Annotated in this window: 15 protein-coding genes; 9 read left to right on the forward strand and 6 right to left on the reverse strand. The window is 70.2% G+C overall.

Annotated elements, in window-relative coordinates:
- Position 1 precedes the first annotated feature (1 nt).
- Positions 2–1525, reverse strand: coding sequence for an ATP-dependent DNA ligase (locus AB0C16_RS21415; protein WP_357685435.1), 1524 nt, complete (start codon positions 1523–1525; stop codon positions 2–4).
- A gap of 87 nt (positions 1526–1612) precedes the next feature.
- Positions 1613–1987 (reverse strand): FKBP-type peptidyl-prolyl cis-trans isomerase, encoded by a 375-nt coding sequence (locus AB0C16_RS21420; protein WP_357685437.1) that lies wholly within the window; start codon positions 1985–1987, stop codon positions 1613–1615.
- 699 nt (positions 1988–2686) lie between these two features.
- Between AB0C16_RS21420 and wrbA the strand changes: the two genes are divergently transcribed.
- Both wrbA and AB0C16_RS21430 read left to right on the forward strand, forming a co-directional pair.
- The gene (gene wrbA, locus AB0C16_RS21425; protein WP_357685439.1) at positions 2687–3295 is read left to right on the forward strand and encodes an NAD(P)H:quinone oxidoreductase; all 609 of its coding nucleotides are present in this window, start codon (positions 2687–2689) and stop codon (positions 3293–3295) included.
- A gap of 150 nt (positions 3296–3445) precedes the next feature.
- Positions 3446–3874 carry a nuclear transport factor 2 family protein gene (locus AB0C16_RS21430; protein ID WP_357685441.1) on the forward strand — a complete coding sequence of 143 codons (429 nt, stop codon included), beginning with the start codon at positions 3446–3448 and terminating at the stop codon, positions 3872–3874.
- Positions 3875–4168: 294 nt separating this feature from the next.
- Here the strand turns inward: AB0C16_RS21430 and AB0C16_RS21435 are convergent, their stop codons facing one another.
- Positions 4169–5608 (reverse strand): GuaB1 family IMP dehydrogenase-related protein, encoded by a 1440-nt coding sequence (locus tag AB0C16_RS21435; RefSeq protein ID WP_357685443.1) that lies wholly within the window; start codon positions 5606–5608, stop codon positions 4169–4171.
- Between the two features lie 97 nt (positions 5609–5705).
- Here AB0C16_RS21435 and AB0C16_RS21440 point away from each other — a divergent pair, with 97 nt between their 5' ends.
- On the forward strand, positions 5706–6158 hold the full coding sequence (locus AB0C16_RS21440) for a GyrI-like domain-containing protein (RefSeq protein ID WP_357685444.1): 453 nt from the start codon (positions 5706–5708) through the stop codon (positions 6156–6158).
- A gap of 41 nt (positions 6159–6199) precedes the next feature.
- Here the strand turns inward: AB0C16_RS21440 and AB0C16_RS21445 are convergent, their stop codons facing one another.
- Positions 6200–6730 (reverse strand): helix-turn-helix domain-containing protein, encoded by a 531-nt coding sequence (locus AB0C16_RS21445; RefSeq protein ID WP_357685446.1) that lies wholly within the window; start codon positions 6728–6730, stop codon positions 6200–6202.
- An 89-nt stretch (positions 6731–6819) separates the two neighbouring features.
- On the opposite strand from AB0C16_RS21445, the gene AB0C16_RS21450 reads away from it, so the two are divergent.
- Positions 6820–8031, forward strand: coding sequence for an FAD-dependent monooxygenase (locus AB0C16_RS21450; protein WP_357685448.1), 1212 nt, complete (start codon positions 6820–6822; stop codon positions 8029–8031).
- 63 nt (positions 8032–8094) lie between these two features.
- Here AB0C16_RS21450 and AB0C16_RS21455 read toward each other — a convergent pair whose 3' ends face one another.
- A complete protein-coding gene (locus AB0C16_RS21455) occupies positions 8095–9216 on the reverse strand; it encodes a CaiB/BaiF CoA-transferase family protein (RefSeq protein WP_357685450.1) in 1122 nt (373 codons plus the stop codon).
- A 146-nt stretch (positions 9217–9362) separates the two neighbouring features.
- Between AB0C16_RS21455 and AB0C16_RS21460 the strand changes: the two genes are divergently transcribed.
- From AB0C16_RS21460 to AB0C16_RS21475, 4 genes are all read left to right on the forward strand, one after another.
- Positions 9363–10901, forward strand: a complete 1539-nt coding sequence (locus AB0C16_RS21460) for a serine/threonine-protein kinase (RefSeq protein ID WP_357685452.1) — start codon at positions 9363–9365, stop codon at positions 10899–10901.
- On the forward strand, positions 10898–11881 hold the full coding sequence (locus AB0C16_RS21465) for an NAD(P)-dependent oxidoreductase (RefSeq protein WP_357685454.1): 984 nt from the start codon (positions 10898–10900) through the stop codon (positions 11879–11881). Before AB0C16_RS21460 ends, AB0C16_RS21465 begins: the two co-directional genes overlap by 4 nt.
- A gap of 130 nt (positions 11882–12011) precedes the next feature.
- Positions 12012–13361: an FAD-binding oxidoreductase gene (locus AB0C16_RS21470; protein WP_357685456.1), complete on the forward strand. Its 1350-nt coding sequence runs from the start codon at positions 12012–12014 to the stop codon at positions 13359–13361.
- A gap of 3 nt (positions 13362–13364) precedes the next feature.
- A complete protein-coding gene (locus tag AB0C16_RS21475) occupies positions 13365–14624 on the forward strand; it encodes a cyclopropane-fatty-acyl-phospholipid synthase family protein (protein WP_357685458.1) in 1260 nt (419 codons plus the stop codon).
- 46 nt (positions 14625–14670) lie between these two features.
- Here the strand turns inward: AB0C16_RS21475 and AB0C16_RS21480 are convergent, their stop codons facing one another.
- Positions 14671–16206 (reverse strand): long-chain fatty acid--CoA ligase, encoded by a 1536-nt coding sequence (locus tag AB0C16_RS21480; RefSeq protein ID WP_357685460.1) that lies wholly within the window; start codon positions 16204–16206, stop codon positions 14671–14673.
- Positions 16207–16344: 138 nt separating this feature from the next.
- Here AB0C16_RS21480 and AB0C16_RS21485 point away from each other — a divergent pair, with 138 nt between their 5' ends.
- Entirely contained in the window at positions 16345–17901 is a 1557-nt protein-coding gene (locus AB0C16_RS21485; protein WP_357685462.1) for a GMC family oxidoreductase N-terminal domain-containing protein, read from the forward strand.
- The last annotated feature ends 34 nt before the right edge of the window (positions 17902–17935 follow it).

Raw genomic sequence — 17935 nt, forward strand, 5'->3', positions numbered from 1 at the left:
ATCACAGCATCAAGGACCGTACGGTCTCCACCGTGTCGGCGTCCTCGGCCCGCTTGTCGGGCCGATAGCGCAGCACCCGGGCGAAACGCAGGGCCATGCCCCCCGGGTAGCGCGGCGAGCGCTGCACCCCGTCGAAGGCGATCTCGACCACCAGCTCCGGCCGGACCCTCACCGTCCACTCGTCGGCGGGCCCCTCGGCCAGCTCCAGGAAGCGCTCGGTCTGCCAGGCCAGCAACTCGTCGGTCAGGCCCTTGAACGTCTTGCCGAGCATCACGAACCCGCCCTCGGGGTCGCGGGCGCCGAGATGCAGGTTGGACAGCTTGCCCTCGCGGCGCCCATGGCCCCACTCGGCGGCCAGCACGACCAGGTCGAGAGTGTGCCGGGGCTTCACCTTCACCCAGCCAGCGCCCCTGCGCCCGGCGGCGTAGGGCGACGAGAGCGACTTGACGACCAGCCCCTCGTGCCCGGCCCTGACCACGTCGGTGAAGAACTTCTCCGCCTGCGCCACGTCGTCCGTGACCAGCCGCGGCGTGAGCAGGCCCGCCGGAACCACATGGCCGAGGACCTCCTGACGCCGGGAGTAGGGCAGGTCGAGCAGGTCGGCGCCGTCGGCCCGCAGCATGTCGAAGAAGAACACGCTCAGCGGTGTCTCCTCCCGCAGCCGCGACACGTTGGTCTTGCTGGAGGCGCGGCTCGCCGTCACCTGGAACGGGTGCGGGCGCCCGTCGGGACGAAGCGCGATCACCTCGCCGTCGAGCACGAGATCGTCGGACGGCAGCCCGAGCACGGCCTCGACCAGCTCGGGCAACTGGGCCGTGACGTCGTCGAGCGTGCGGGTGAACACCCTGACCTCACCGCCGCTGCGATGAGCCTGGACGCGGATGCCGTCGAGCTTCCACTCCAGCGAGGCCGGCGCGCCCGCCTTCGCCAGGGCGGCCACCACGTTGGGCGCGCTGCCCGCCAGCATGGGCGACACCGCCCGTCCGACCTCCAGCCGGAACGCCCGCAGAGCCGGCACCCCGCCCGTCAGCGCCGCCGCGCCGACCGCGGGCAGCCAGCCGCGCAGCGTCAGCGCCCGCCGCACGTCGGCGGACGGCGCTCCGGACGCCTTGGCGATCGCCTCGATCATCACCCCGTCGAGAGCGCCCTGCCGCAGCTCACCGCCGAGCAGCCGCAGCATGAACGCCTGCTCCTGGCTGGTCAGCCCGGTGAACAGCCGGCTCACCAGCGCCTTCCGGGTCGCCTGGGAGCCCTGCCCGGAGACCGCCTTGATCGTGCTCAGCAGCGCGTCGACCTCGGTCAGCGTCGCGGTGGCGGCCAGCTTGGGCTGGGGGAGGTCCTGCAGGGTGCGCCAGCCGACCCCGATCTGGCGCTGCGGCAGCTCGCCCGAGAGGTAGGCGATCGCGATCTCCGCCTCGCCGGCCCCGACCCGGCCGAGCAGCTCCGCCAGATGACCGATCTTGCCCAGGCGCGCGGATGCGCGCGTCACCGCCTCGGAGACCCGGACCACGTCGATCAGTAGCACAAGGCCTATCGTGCCGCACCGCGCCGACACTTCCCACCGCGCGCGGCCGGTGTGCTGAACGGGCGGGCCCGTGGGCCCACCCGAAGGTCAGCGAACCCCCAGCAGGTCGACCATGAAGATGAGCGTCTCGTTGGGCTTGATGCGGGCGCCGGCGCCGCGGCTGCCGTAGCCGAGATGGGGCGGGATGACCAGCTTGCGCCGGCCGCCCACCTTCATGCCCGCGACTCCCTGGTCCCAGCCGGCGATGACACGACCGCCGCCCAGCGGGAACTCGAACGCCTCGCCGCGGTTCCACGACGCGTCGAACTCCTCTCCGGTCGAGAACGCGACGCCCACGTAGTGGACCCGGACGTTCTGGCCGGGCTTGGCCTCGGCGCCGTCACCCTCGACGACGTCGACGATCTCCAGGTCGGTGGGCGGGTTGCCCTCCGGGAAGTCGATTTCCGGCTTCTCGAGTGCCACGAAGTGCTCCTGATTGCGAGTGAGAATGGACCCGACGACTCTATGCCGTCGGGATATCGTCATCGTTCATGGCGGCTGTTTCCCCCGATGGGATCATGCTCACCGGGCGCGTCGCCGTGGTGACGGGAGCGGCCGGAGGGCTCGGGCGGTCGACGCCGAGGCGATCGGGCCGTGGCGCTGCACCTTGACCGCCGCCCCGATCACCTACCTCGACACCCATCTGACCCAGATCGTGCTGCGCGATGCCGCCTGGCGAAAGCGGCTCACCGCGGCCGACCGGCGCGGCCTGACGGCCCTGTTCTGACTCACCTGAACCTGTACGGCGCTTCGAGCTCGGCATGAACGCCACCTGGAGTCGGACGGCGTTCCGGTCGGCCCGCCCGCCTGACGATCCGAGGTCCTGACGCTACGGGCGGGGGGCACAGCGCCGGCGGTTCCCTGTCGCGTTGGCCGGGGAGCGCGAAGCACCCCCGTGAGCTGGGTGTGCTCGGGTTCGGCGCCAACAGGCGGCCGTGGCGAGGGTGCCGGCCGCGTCGGTGACCAGCACCAGCGCGACGCCCAGCGGCCTGGGCTGGTCCTGGTCGGGGCCGCTGGGCCGGCCGCGTCCTGGCCTGGACGGTGAGGTCGGCGCGTCGCCTCACATTTCGCAGGGCTGTGCCGTCGTACCGATGAACCGAACGCGAAGGAAGTAAACCGATCATGGAACCCGTGAACGTCGCCATCATCTACTACAGCGCCACCGGCACCGTGCACGCTTTGGCGCAGGCCGCCGCCGAGGGCGCGGAAAAGGCCGGCGCCCACGTGCGACTGCGCAAGGTCGCCGAAACGGCTCCACCGGAGGCGATCAGCGCCAATCCGGCCTGGGCCCAGCACCTCCAGGACACCGCCGACGTCGCCGAGGCCGGCCACGACGATCTGGCCTGGGCCGACGCGGTGCTGTTCGGCACCCCCGCCCGCTTCGGCAACCCGGCCAGCCAGCTCAGGGCGTTCATCGACGCTACCGGTCCCCTCTGGTTTCAAGGCAGGCTCGCGGACAAGGTGTACTCGGCTTTCACCGCCTCCAACACCGCCCACGGCGGACAGGAGTCCACCCTCCTGGCGATGGGGAACACCTTCTACCACTGGGGCGGCATCATCGTGCCCCCGGGCTACACCGACCCCGTCCAGTTCCAGTCGGGCAATCCCTACGGCACCTCCCACGTGGCCGGCGACGGGCCGCCCAGTGAGGTGATCGTGCAGGCGGCCCGTCACCAGGCCCGCCGCGTCGTCGACACCGCGGCCTCGCTCAAGGCCGGCCGTGCCGCCTGATCCAGCACAGAACAACGACGGGGCTGGTAGGGCAGGTCCGTCAGCTGGTGGCACCTCACATTCCAGTGGGCTGGGTCGTCGGATCACTGAGACCACAAGGACCACCGCCAGGCGAACTGGTTGCGGTCAGATTCCTGAACGGAGGATGCGATGACTTCGAACGATGCCGAGGTTAGGGCGCTTTTGGAGAGTCGAGTCGATGCCTGCCATACAAAGGACATTGATCGACTCATGTCACATTATTCTTCCGACATCGTTTATTACGATGTTGTTCCCCCTCTCCAGTTCACGGGATCCGATGAACTCCGCCGCAACTTTGTGCGGTGGTTCGACGAACACGACGGTCCCATCGACCTGGAAACGCACGATCTCACCATGGCGACGAGCGCAGATGTCGCGTTCGCGCACATGCTCCACCTGGACACCGGTACGCGCAAGAACGGGGTCCAGAGCGCAATATGGGTACGATCGAGCGTTTGCTGCCGGCGGTCAAGCGGCAAGTGGTTGATCACGCACGAACATATCTCAGTGCCGATCAACCCTCAGAACCGTCAAGCCTGGTTTCCGCCGGGGGTGTGAGCCGGCCTGATCGTTCATCTGAGAAAAGTGCTTCCTACCTGAGAGAGGATGTCTGACGTCCTGATTCGAAAGTAGTTTTCCGATGGGTGATCCTGCCGGCCGGGCCGCTGGCCTGGTGGTGTCCGGCGATGGCAAGAACGCCGGTGACCGTCCGATGATGCGGATCCGGTTCGGCGACCCCGGCCTCGGCGCGGCCGCCCCGCCGATGGCTGGAGCCACCCCGACGGCGCCGCGCCGGAGAGAAGCGGCGCGGCGCCCGAGCGGGCCGGGATCGTGTCTGAGCGGGACCGAGGTTCACCAACTCTGGTGCAGGGGCATGCCCTCCGTGTAGCCCGAGGCGCTCTGGATGCCCACCACGGCGCGTTCGTGAAACTCCTCCAGCGTGGTGGCGCCCGCGTAGGTGCACGAGGAGCGCAGCCCGGCCACGATCGCGTCGATCTGGTCCTCCACGCTGGGCCGCACCGGGTCGAGGTACATGCGCGAGGTCGAGATGCCCTCCTCGAACAGCGCCTTCCTGGCCCGGTCGAACGCGCCGTCGTCGGCCGTGCGCAGCCGGACGGCACGCGCCGACGCCATCCCGAAGCTCTCCTTGTACTTGCGCCCGTTGGCGTCGGTGCGCGTGTCACCGGGTGACTCGTACGTCCCGGCGAACCAGGAGCCGATCATCACGTTGGCCGCGCCGGCCGCCAGGGCGAGGGCCACGTCGCGCGGGTGGCGCACGCCGCCGTCGGCCCACACGTGGCGGCCGAGCCGCCGGGCCTCGGCCGCACATTCGAGCACCGCCGAGAACTGCGGACGCCCGACGCCGGTCATCATCCGCGTGGTGCACATGGCGCCCGGGCCGACGCCCACCTTGAGGATGTCGGCCCCGGCGTCGACCAGGTCACGCACTCCCGAGGCCGTCACCACGTTGCCGGCGGCGACCGGCACGCCCGGGCCGAGCGCGCGCACGGCCCTCAGCGCGGAGATCATCTTCTCCTGGTGCCCGTGCGCGGTGTCCACGACCAGGCAGTCGATGCCGGCTTCGAGCAGTTCCTTGGCCTTGGCCGCGACGTCTCCGTTGACGCCCACGGCGGCGGCGATGCGCAACCTGCCCGCGTCGTCGAGCGCGGGCTGGTAGAGCGTGGCGCGCAGGGCGCCCGTGCGGGTCAGGATGCCCACCAGGCGGCCGTCGCCGTCGACGATCGGGGCCAGGCGGTGGCGGCCGTCGTGGAGCCGGTCGAACGCGGTGCGCGGCTCCAGCCCCGCGGGCAGCGTCAGCAACTCGCTCGACATCACCTGCGACAACTGGGTGTACATGTCGATGCCCTGGCAGTCGGCCTCGGTCACCACGCCGACGGGCCGGTTGTCCCAGTCGACCACGATGACGGCGCCGTGGGCGCGCTTGGGCAGCAGTTGCAGCGCCTCGCCGACGGTGTCGTGCGGGGTCAGCGTGAGCGGCGTGTCGTGGACGAGGTCACGCTTCTTCACCCAGTCGACGACGTCGGTCACGACGTCGATGGGGATGTCCTGCGGGATCACGGTGATGCCACCCCGGCGCGCGACGGTCTCCGCCATCCGGCGGCCCGCGACGGCCGTCATGTTGGCCACGACGATGGGGATGGTGGTGCCGGTGCCGTCGTGTGTCGAGAGGTCGACCGCCAGCCGGGAACCGACCGAGGAACGCGACGGCACCATGAAGACGTCGCTGTAGGTCAGGTCGTTGCGCGGCTCGAGGCCGTTGAGGAACTTCACGTTCGTCCATCCTATGGCGTGACTGTGTCATCAATGGTTTGCCCTGATTCCCAGGGGCTTATGATCGGCCGGGATACTCATGGGGGATGGAGGGGCTGTGGACATCACAGACCGTGATGAGCTGACGGTGGTCGGCTTCGCCGTGCGCACCACCAACGCCGAGGAGGCCGATCCCGTGCGGGCGAGACTGCCCGCGCTCTGGCAGCGGGCGGGGGCCCCGGGAGCTTTCGCGCACGTGCCCGGACGGATCGACGAAAACCTCTACGCCGTGCTCACCGACTACGAGAGCGATCACCACGGCGCCTACACCCAGATCGTGGGCATCGGCGTGCGCACGGTGCCGCGGCTGCCCGAGGGCATGGTCGCGGTGCGGGTGCCCGCGGCCAGGACACTCAGGATCGAGGCCCGCGGGCCCATGCCGCAGGCGGTCGTCGAGGCGTGGCAGCAGGTGTGGAAGCACACCGAGTCCGGCGGCGCCCCCGCACGCGCGTTCACCACCGACCTCGAGGTGCATCACCCCGGCGGCGCCGACCTCTACATCGCGGTCTAGAACATCGCGGTCCGGGAACCTTCCGAGAGGCCGCTGCCGGCTCAGGGGGCCAGCCCGAGCGCGGCGGCGGCGGCCTCGACGGCGGCGTCCTTGACCTCCTCCATCGGCAGGCTCGCGTACTCGACCGTGCAGTCGGCCATCCCGCCCAGCGCCACCGTGGCCCGGATGTGCGCGGCCGGGATGGGGTCGGGCCCGAGCAGCAGCACGATCAGCCGCCGCCGCCACTCGAACATGCGCCCGCCCAGATCGAGGTGGGTCAGCGTCGACAGCTCCCGCACGACCATGACGGTCACCTCGCGGTGGCGCCACAGCAGCTCGAAGTAGTCTTCCAGCAGGTGCCTGGCCTCGCCCGGCCGGCGCCCGGCCACGAACCCCTCCATGTCCTCGACCAGCGGCTGGATGATGCTCCTGACCAGGTCGTCGCGCGAGGCGAAATGGTAGTAGAGGGCGGGCTTGGTGATGCCGAGGCGGTCGGCGATCTGGCGCAGGCTGGTGTCGCGCACCCCCTGCTCCACGAACAACTCGCGCGCCACCGCCTGGATGCGCGCCTTGGTGTCACTCGGCCTGCCCATGCCCACAGCGTATCGCTTACCAATCGGTAAGTAAGCTCTTGTGCGGCGCGCGGGGAGCGGCTTACCATCCGTTAAGTAAGGAGGTGGTCATGCGAATCCTCGTCTCCGGCGCCAGCGTCGCCGGGCCCGCCGTGGCGTACTGGCTCACCAGGTACGGCTTCGAGGTGACCGTCGTGGAACGGGCGCCGTCGCTGCGCAAGACGGGCGGCCACGCGATCGACCTGTTCAGGCCCGCGATGGACATCGTCGAGAAGATGGGCCTGCTCGACCCGGTGATCGCCGGGAAGACCGGCACCGAACGGCTCGCCATCCTGCCGGAGGGCGCCGGCCGGCCCGTGGAGCTCGACCTGAGCAGGTTGTTCACGGCGGTCTCGGACCGCCACGTCGAGATCATGCGCGACGACCTGAGCGAGATCCTCTACGACGCCACACGCCACGACACCGAGTACGTCTTCGACGACTCGATCACGTCGATCTCGCCGGACGGGGAGGTGGCGTTCGAGCGCGGCACGGCCAGGCGGTACGACCTGGTGATCGGCGCCGACGGGCTGCACTCCAACGTGCGCCGCCTGGTCTTCGGCCCCGAGTCGCGCTTCTCGACCTGGATCGGCGCCTACCTGGCCGTCGCGTCCGTACCCAACCACCTGGGGCTCGACGGCCGCATGGAGGTGCTCGTCGGCGTCGGCAGGATGGCCGGCATGTACGGGGCGGCGCACATGGACGACGCGCGGGCGGTGTTCCTGTTCAGGACGCCCGAGCCGCTCGACTACCACCACCGGGACACGGTCCGGCAGAAGGAACTGCTGCGCGGGCGGTTCGCCGGGGCGGGCTGGGAGATCCCGCGGCTGCTGGCCGAGCTCGACCGCACCCCCGCCTTCTACTTCGACTCCGTCACGCAGCTGCGTCTGGACACCTGGTCACGCGGCCGGGTCGGCCTCGTCGGCGACGCGGGTTACTGTCCGGGCCCGGCGGTCGGCGGCAGCACCAGCCTCGCGGTCGTCGGCGCGTACGTCCTGGCGGGCGAGCTCGCCGCCGCCGGCGGCGACCACGAGCGGGCCTTCCCCGCCTACGAGGCGGAGCTCGGCGACTACGTACGGCGCAGCCGCGTGTTCGCCGTCAACGCGGCCAAGCGCCTGGTGCCCCGCGGCCGGCGCGACCTGTGGACGCTCGCGCAGGGCGTCCGGCTGGTCGGCCGCCTGCCTGCCCCGCTCACGCGGGCCGCGACCGCGCTGGGCGGCAAGGCGGTGAGGCTGCACGACTCGATCGCGCTCAAGGACTACTCGGCGTACGAGAAGGCGTAGGCGGGCTCCGGGTCACCGGCGTAGAGATCGCCGTCGAGCAGGTCGAGTAAGGCGAGGTCCATGTCAGGCGAGCACCCCCTGGGATCGGAGTTTGCCGGCCACGTCGGCCGGCAGGCCCCAGGCCGACAGGTCGTCGAGCCGGGTGGCGGGGGAGAGGTCGGGCTCGGGCGTGCCGAGCAGGCGCGGCGCGGGCATCGGCTGGGAGAGGCCGCCGACGTCGGCGAAGGCGCCGCGGGCCACGTTGTGCGGGTGGGCGGTCGCCTCCGGCATGGACAGCACCGGCGAGACGCACGCGTCGGAGCCCTCGAACACGGCCTCCCACTCGGCCCGTGTCCGGGACCTGAACTCCTCGGTCAGACGGGCCCTGAGGGCGGGCCACTGCTTCCTGTCGTTCCGGTCGGGCAGGTCCGTCAGGCCCATCAGCGTCACCATCGTGTCCCAGAACTGCGGCTCCAGGGATCCGACGGCGAGGTACTGACCGTCGGCGGTCTCGTACGTGTCGTACATCGGGGCGCCGGTGTCGAGCAGGTTGGTGCCGCGCGGGCCCCAGAAGCCGGTCTGCACGCCGTGGTAGAACATCGAGAACAGCAGCGCGGCCCCGTCGACCATGGCCGCGTCGATGACCCTGCCCCTGCCGGTGCGCTCCCGCTCCAGCAGGGCGAGCAGCACGCCGTAGGCGAGCATGAGGCCGCCGCCGGCGAAGTCGCCGATGATGTTGATCGGCGGGGTCGGCTTCTCGCCCTCGCGGCCGAGCATCGACAGCACTCCGGAGATGGCGATGTAGTCGATGTCGTGCCCCGCGGTCGGGGCCAGCGGGCCGTCCTGGCCCCATCCGGTCATCCGGCCGTAGACGAGCCGCTCGTTCACCGCGTGCAGGTCGTCCGGCCCGATGCCGAGCCGTTCGGCGACGCCGGGCCTGAACACCTCGATCACCACGTCGGCGTTCGCGGCCAGGTCCTTGAAGGCGGCCACCCCTTCGGGAGACTTCAGGTCCAGGCCGATCGTGCGCTTGCCGCGGTCCATGACGTCCGTGCGCGGCCGGTCGGTGACGGCGGACACGCGATCGACCCGCAGCACCTCGGCGCCGTGGTCGGCGAGCATCATCCCGGCGAACGGCCCGGGCGCCAGCCCGGCGAGCTCCAGCACGCGCACTCCGGCCAACGGCCCCTGGCGGGCTTCAGACATCTGTATCTCCTCGACTCGTACGGCCAACCAGCCTCAGTAGAACAACATTCGGTGAGCTATGGCAAGCCGCGGCACCGACCTTCCCGCGAAGCGAAGAGAGGTATGGGAAACTTGCCCACTGATCGGGTGGTCTACAGGGGTAGGACATGGTTTCGGATAGCACGCCGCTGATCGCCGGGCGCTACCAGTTACTGCGCGAGCTGGGCCGCGGCGGCATGGGGGTGGTCTGGGAAGGCCGCGACACGCTGCTCAACCGGCAGATCGCGGTCAAAGAGGTGCTCCTGCCGGAAGGGCTGCCGCGCGCCGACCAGGAACGCCAGCTGCTCCGCACGGCCCGCGAGGCCCGGACGGCGGCCAGGCTGAACCACCCGTCGGTCGTCGCCATCTACGACGTCGTGGAGGAGGACGGCCGCCCCTGGATCATCATGGAGCTGGTCCGCCACCCCTCCGTCGAGCAGGTCGTCGCCACGACCGGCGCCCTCCCGGTGCGGCAGGCGGCCGACGTGGGCAGGCAGGTGCTGTCCGCGCTCTGCGCCGCCCACGAGGCCGGGATCCTGCACCGCGACGTCAAGCCGAGCAACATCCTGCTGGCCGACGACGGCAGGGCCGTGCTCACCGACTTCGGCATCGCCACGGCCGAGGGCGACGCCTCGCTCACCCAGACCGGCATGGTCACCGGGTCGCCGAGCTTCCTGGCCCCCGAACGGGTCCGCGCGGCCGAGGCGGGCCCGGCCTCCGACCTGTGGTCGCTCGGCGCCACGCTCTACGCGACCCTCGTGGGCCGCTCGCCGTTCGAGCGCGGCGAGCCCATGGCCACCCTCAACGCGCTGCTCAACGACGAGCCCGACTACCGCAGGATCCCCCCGATCATGCACCCGATCCTGAAGGGCCTGCTGCGCAAGGAGCCGGAGGATCGGGTGAGCGCCGAGGAGGCCGACCGGCTGCTCGCCGAGATCGCCGCCAGCAGGCCCGCCGGCGCCGACCAGCACGTGGACGAGGACCGTTCGGGGCGGGCCGGCCGCACCCTCATCGCCGTCGCCCTGGCGGCCACGCTGGTGGTCGCGGGCGGGACCTTCGCCTACCTCAAGACCGCCCCGCCCGCGGAGGGCGCCCCGCGCCTGGCCGGGCACACCGCGACCAGCCCGCTGCCCGGCGCCACGCCGACCCTGGCCCCCACCGCTACACCCACCTCCACGCCGACGCCGACGCCGACGACGTCCAGGTTCGTGCCGGCCGTGCGCGCCTGGAACTCGCCCGACGGCTGGTCGATCATGCGGCCCACCGGCTGGAGGGGCGCGCGCGGAGAGGCCTACACCGAGTGGACGCGGCGCAACGGGAGCGCGCACCTGGGCGTCGAGACCATCTACGCCAACGTCGACGCCTACCAGATCATCCGAGACGCCGAGGAGGTGCTCCGGCAGAACACCACCGACCTGGAGATCCTGGGCCGCCGGGTGGTCAGCCACCGGGGCACGCGAGCCGTGGAATGGGAGTTCGCCTACACGGCCGGCGCGGAGGGAGGCGCGCCGTGGGCCACACCGGGCCGGAGATACCGCGAGGTGCGGCGCGCGCTCGTGACCGGCGACACCGCGTTCGTGCTGTCGTGGACGGTCGCCGAGGCCCAGTGGAGCCGCAACACGCGGCTGATGCGGCAGGTGATCGGCAGCTTTACGGTGGGCAGATGACTCCCTGGAACCTCCTGGCCCTCCCGCCGCTCCCCGAGGAGCTCCTGCGCCATCTGCTCGCTCCGCTGGCCGACCGGGTGGACGTGCGGGTGCCCGCCGCCCGCGAGCGCGGCGCGCTGCTCGACGCGCTGCCCGAGGCGGAGATCGTGCTGGGCGACTGGACCGGCCTGCTCGCGCTCGACGCCGAGGCGGTCGCGGCCGCGCCCCGGCTGGCCTTCGTTCAGCAGCCGTCGGTCGGCGTCGACGGCCACGATCTGGCCGCGCTGACCGCCGCAGGGGTCCCGCTGGCCAACACCGCCGGCGTCAGCGCCGTCGCGGTGTCGGAGTGGTGCGTGGCCGCCGCGCTGTCGCTGACCCGCAAGCTCGCCGCCGCCGACGCCGCGGTCCGCGCGGGCGACTGGCCGCAGCAGGGGCTGCAGCCGCGCGAGCTGCACGGGCAGCGGGTCGGCATCGTCGGGTTCGGGCCGATCGGCGTCTCCTGCGCCCGGCTGTTCCGCGCGTTCGGCTGCGAGGTGTCCTACTGGACGCGCAGGCCCCGCGAGGAGCCCGGCCACACCGACCTGGAGACGCTCGTGGCCACCTCCGACGTGCTGGTCGTGGTGATCGCGCTGAGCGACGAGACCCGCGGCCTGATCGATCCGGCCCGTATGAAGCCGGGCGCCCTGCTGGTCAACGCCGCGAGGGGCGGGGTCGTGGACCAGGCCGCGCTGGTCGCCGCGCTGCGGGAGGGGCGGCTCGGCGGCGCGGCACTCGACGTGTTCGAGACCGAGCCGCTGCCCGCCGGCGACCCGCTGCGCGAGGCCGCCGGGGTGCTGCTGTCGCCGCACGCCGCCGGGGTGACGCCGGAGTCCACCGGACGCCTGCTCGCGGCCACGCTGGACAACCTCACCGCGGCCCTGGACGGGCGTCCGGTGGCCGACGTGCTCAACGACGTCTCACCGGTCGTTCGCCGGAAACCGGTTGATTCGCCGACCTCCTAGATGGTCCCCTGGGCGGCGAACAGTTTTCGTGTCTTTAACGACCCCACTCTGTTCGATGTTGCCCGCGGGAGATACGTTTCTACGGACGATCTCTACCAGCTCAAAGGGGGTGCCGCAGGTGACGACGACGATGTCGACACACCGACGGGCAGTAGAGCAGATCCGGCAGTCCTACGCGGAGATCCCTGGCGACGCCGCGCCTCGGCTGGCCAAGGCCACGTCCAACCTCTTCAGGTTCCGTGACCAGGGCAAGACGGCCAAGCTGTCGGCGCGCGACCTCGCCGAGGTGATCAGCGTCGACCCGGTGACGATGACCGCCGAGGTCCAGGGCATGACCACCTACGAGCACCTGGTGGACGCCACACTGCCGCACGGTCTCATGCCGTACGTCGTCCCACAGCTCAAGACCATCACGCTGGGCGGGGCCGTGACCGGGCTCGGCATCGAGTCGACCAGCTTCCGCGACGGCCTGCCGCACGAGTCGGTCGAGGAGCTCGAGATCCTCACCGGCGACGGCCGCGTCATCGTGGCGCGCGACGACAACGAGCACCGCGACCTGTTCCGGGCGTTCCCCAACTCCTACGGGACCCTCGGCTACGCCCTGCGGATCAAGATCAGGCTCAGACAGGTCCAGCCGTACGTCCGGCTCACCCACGTCAAGTTCACCGACGCCGACAAGTGCATGCTGGCCATGCAGGAGATCTGCGACGGCATGCAGCACGACGGCGAGCCGGTCGACTTCGTCGACGGCGTCTACTTCGGCCCGCAGGAGATGTACATCACGGTCGGCCGTTTCGCCGACCGCGCTCCCTACGTCTCCGACTACACCGGCATGCGGATCTACTACCAGTCGATCACCCAGCGCAACCGCGACTGGCTGACGATCCGCGACTACCTGTGGCGCTGGGACACCGACTGGTTCTGGTGCTCGCGCGCCTTCGGTGTGCAGCAGCCCGTGGTGCGGTCGCTGATGCCACGCCGCTGGATGCGTTCCGACGTCTACCGCAAGCTCGTCTCGCTCGACCGCAAGTACGGACTGACCGCCAGGATCGACCGGTGGCGTGGCCGGCCCGTGCAGGAGTCGGTCATCCAGGATGTCGAGACGCCGGTCGAGAGGGGGGCCGAGTTCCTCGAGTTCTTCCATGACAAGGTCGGCATGACACCGGTGTGGATGTGCCCGCTCCGGGCCTCCTCACGCTGGCCGCTCTACCCGCTCGAACCTGGCAGGTTGTACGTGAACTTCGGCTTCTGGGGCATGGTCCCGTTGCCGCGGGGACAGTTCGACGGCTACTACAACCGGCTCATCGAGAACTCTGTGCACGCGCTCGACGGGCACAAGTCCCTCTACTCGACCTCCTTCTATGCCCGTGAGCAGTTCTGGCAGCTCTACAACGGCGATGCTTACTGGTCGGTCAAGCGGGAATACGACCCGAGCGGTCGCCTGCTGGACCTGTACGACAAGTGTGTGCGGGGAAGGTGACAGATGGCTTTGGCATCCATCTTTGAGAAGATCGTCGGCTCTGAGGCGAACATCGCGTTCATGGCCTACGACGGCAGCAAGGCAGGTCCCGACGGGGCGGACATCTGCCTGGAAGTGAAGTCTCCCATCGCAGTGGCCTATCTCGCCCAGGCGCCGGGTGAGCTCGGCCTCGCGAGGGCCTACGTCTCGGGCCACATCGACATCCACGGCGACACGTACACCCTGCTCGATCGCATGTGGAACATCACCACCAACGACCTCACCCCGGCCGAGAAGCTGGCCGCGGTCCGTTCCCTTGGTGTGAAGCCGCTGCTCATGCGGGTTCCGCCGCCTCCGCAGGAGATCCGGCAGAGCATGCTGGCCAAGATGGGCTCGCGGCACGCCAAGCAGCGTGACGCCGAGGTCATCCACCACCACTACGATGTGTCCAACCGTTTCTACGAGTGGGTGCTCGGCCCGTCCATGGCCTACACCTGCGCGGTCTTCCCCTCCGAGGGCGCCTCGCTGGAGGACGCCCAGTTCGCGAAGTTCGACCTGGTGGCCCGCAAGCTGGGCCTGAAGCCGGGGATGCGGCTGCTCGACGTGGGCTGCGGCTGGGGCGGCATGGCGCTGCACGCGGCCGAGCACTACGGCGTCCAGGTCCTTGGCGTGACGCTCAGCAGGCAGCAGGCGGAGTGGGCGCAGAAGGCCATCGCCGAGGCGGGGCTGCAGGACCTCGCCGAGGTCCGCTTCATGGACTACCGCGACGTCACCGAGACCGGCTTCGACGCGGTCAGCTCCATCGGCCTCACCGAGCACATCGGCAAGGCCAACCTGTCGTCCTACTTCGAGTTCCTCTACGGCAAGCTCCGGCCGGGCGGCCGCATCCTCAACCACTGCATCACCCGCCCGACCGGCACGGAGAAGACGTTCAACAAGGGCGGCTTCATCAACCGCTACGTCTTCCCCGACGGTGAGCTCGAGTCGGTCGGCTGGCTGGTCAGGCACATGGAGGACCTCGGCTTCGAGATCCGCCACGAGGAGAACCTGAGGGAGCACTACGCCGAGACGCTCCGCCACTGGTGCGCCAACCTCGACGCCAACTGGGAGGACGCGGTGCAGGAGGTCGGCATGGGCACCGCCCGGGTGTGGGCGCTGTACATGGCGGGCTGCATCGTGGGCTTCGAGCGCAACAAGGTGCAGCTGCACCAGGTCCTCGGCGTGAAGCTGGACGAGGCGGGCCGCTCGGGTGTCCCGCTGCGCCCGTCGCGCGACTGGCCCTGACGTTCGCGGGTGAGGGGTCTCACGCCCCTCACCCGCCGGGCCGCGCCTAGCGGAGCTCGCGCTTGAGGATCTTGCCCGTGGCGGTCATGGGCAGGGCGTCGCGGAACTCCACGACGCGGGGGTACTTGTAGGCGGCCATGTTCTCCCGCGCCCAGGTGATCAGGTCCTGCTCGGTGACCGTGGCGCCCGGCGTGCGGATGACGTACGCCTTGATCTCCTCGCCGTGCGAGTCGTGCGGCACGCCCAAGACCGCGGCCAGCGAGACCGCCTCGTGCGTCATCAGCACCTCCTCGATCTCCCGCGGATACACGTTGAACCCGCCCCGGATGATCATGTCCTTGGCCCGGTCGACGATCATGTAGTAGCCGTCGGCGTCGCGGGTGGCGATGTCGCCGGTGCGGAACCAGCCATCGCGCATGACCTCGGCCGTGGCCTCGGGCCGCCCGTAGTAGCCCTTCATGATGTTGTGGCCGCGGACCGCGATCTCGCCGGGGCCCTCGCCGTCGATCGGCTTCCAGTCGCCGTCGATGAGCTTCATCTCCACACCCCAGATGGGGGTGCCGATCGTGCCCGGCTTGGTGGGACGGCCGAGTTGGTTGAAGCTGGCCACGGGGGAGGTCTCGGACAGGCCGTAGCCCTCGAGGATGCCGATGCCGAAGGTCTCCTCGAAGTCCCGCAGCACCTCGACCGGCGACGAGGCGCCGCCCGCGATCGCGACCCGCAGGGTGCGCGGCACCTCCGCGCCCTCCGCGTGGATCTTCGTCAGCATGGCCCAGTACATCGTCGGCACCCCGGCGAACAGCGTGACGCCCTCCTTGCGCATCAGCGCGAGCGCGTCGCCGGGCTCGAAGCGGGGCATCAGCACGAGGGCCGCGCCCCGGCGGAAGCCGCTGTTCATGACCACGGTCTGCCCGAAGGAGTGGAACAACGGCAGCACCGCCAGCGTCACGTCGCCGCCCTCGGTCCTGGGGAACATCTCGTCCGAGACCATGGCGTTCATCAGCATGTTCTGATGGCTGAGCTCGGCGCCCTTGGGCTGGCCGGTGGTGCCGGAGGTGTAGAGGATCACCGCGGTGTCGTCGGGCGAGGTCTGCACCGTCTCGAACTCCGCCGGCATCCCGTCGAGCGCGGCCCAGAACGACTCGCCGTACTCCGACTCGGTGGCCAGCGGTGTGGCGGGCAGCACGAAGAACTGCTCGCAGCCCTCGGACGCCTCGAAGCCGGCCTTGGCGCGCTCGCCGAGCGGCAGCTCGGGCGTGCCCTCGAAGCAGAACAGCGCTTTGGCGTCGCTGTCGTCGAGGTGGTAGGCGATCTCGCGGCTCTGCAGCAGCACGTTGAGCGGCACCACGCTCGCCCCGGCCTTCAGGATGCCGTAGTAGACGAATGGGAAGTACGGCAGGTTGGGGCAGGCCAGCGCGACCTTGTCACCCTTGCCGATGCCCCGGGAGACCAGCAGGTTGGCGACCTGCCGCGCCACGGTGTCGATCATGGAGTATGGCAGGCGCATGTCGCCGAAGACGATGGCGGTGCCGTCGGGGGTGGTCCTGGCACTGTGTTCCAGAACGGTCGACAGGTTGAGCATGACGCCTTCTCCCTTTTCCGTGGCATTTCTCGCGTATGAACATACCGGCCGGTAGGTAACGCAGGCCATATCTGGATATGGACGCGCCTTGCCACGTGGAGTAAGCAAGTACCAAGTTACTTACCCCTGGGAGGGGCCATGGAGTACGACTACGTGATCGTCGGGGCGGGCTCGGCCGGATGTGTGCTGGCCAACAGGCTGTCGGCCGATCCGGGGGTGTCCGTGGCGCTGGTGGAGGCGGGAGGTCAGGACGACAAGCTGGAGATCCGCATGCCCGCCGGGTTCGCCAAGCTGTTCAAGACCGACGCCGACTGGAACTACACGACCGCCAAGCAGGCCGAGATGGCCGGCCGGGAGCTCTACTGGCCGCGCGGCAAGGTGATCGGCGGCTCGTCCTCGCTCAACGCCCAGATGTGGGTGCGCGGCTGCCAGCGCGACTACGACCAGTGGGACGTGCCGGGCTGGTCGTACGACGAGGTCCTTCCCTACTTCAACCGGGCCGAGCACCGGGTCGGCAGCAACCACGGCGACGTGTACGGCTCCACCGGGCCGCTGTTCATCTCCGAGCTGCGCAGCCCCAACGTCACCACCGCCGCCTTCCTGAACGCCTGTGAGGAACTGGGCCTGGAACGGCTGGCCGAGCTCAACGGCCGGTCCAACGAGGGCTTCAGCCCCACCCCCGTCACCCAGAGGCGCGGCCGCCGGTGGAGCGCCGCCGACGCCTACCTGCGCCCGGCGCGGAAGCGGCCCAACCTGACGGTGATCACCGGCGCCACCGTCGACCGGGTGGTGTTCGACGGCAGGCGCGCCACCGGCGTCGAGCACAGCGGAGGCGCTCAGCTCAGGGCCCGTCGTGAGGTCGTTCTCTCCGCGGGCGCGATCGGCTCGCCGTACCTGCTGCTGCGCTCGGGCGTGGGCGCGGCCGACGAGCTGCGCGACGCGAGCGTCCCGCTCGTGCACGAGCTCCCCGCGGTCGGCCACAACCTGCAGGACCACCTCAGCAGCGGGGTGATCGTGCAGTCCAGGGAGCCGGTGACGCTGACCAAGGCCGAGTCTCTGGGCAACCTGTTGCGCTACATCGTGCTGCGTTCCGGCATGCTCACCACGAACGTTGGCGAGGCGGTCGCGTTCATCAAGACCTCGCCGGAGGAGCCCGCGCCGGACATCGAGCTGATCTTCGCTCCGGGACCGTTCGTCGACCACGGGCTCACGGCGCCCACGGAGCACGCGATGACCGTCGGTGTGGTGCTGCTGCAGCCCGAGAGCCGCGGCCGGATCGGCCTCAGCGGGCGTGACGTGGTGATCGACCCCGGCTACCTGACCAAGGAGGCCGACGTCAGGCGGATGGTCGCCGGGCTGAAGACGGCCAAGCGGGTCTTCACCACCGCCGCGATGAAGCGCTACGCCGACGGGCCCCTGCCGCCCTATACGGGGCCGGAGGGCGACGAGGAGCTCGCGCAGTGGGTCCGCGACAAGGGCGAGACCCTCTACCACCCCGTCGGCACCTGCCGCATGGGCACCGACGAGGAGTCGGTCGTGGACCCCTCGCTCAGAGTGCGCGGCGTCGAGGGGCTCCGGGTCGTGGACGTGTCGATCATGCCGACGCTCAACCGCGGCCACACCCACGCCCCGGCCGTCATGATCGGCGAGAAGGCCGCCGACCTCATCCAGTCGGAGCGGGCCTTTGCGACATGATGGGGATTCCGGCGAAATTTCATGACATGGTGCT

The organism is Nonomuraea sp. NPDC048916 (genome assembly GCF_040649575.1).
Classification (GTDB): Bacteria; Actinomycetota; Actinomycetes; order Streptosporangiales; family Streptosporangiaceae; genus Nonomuraea.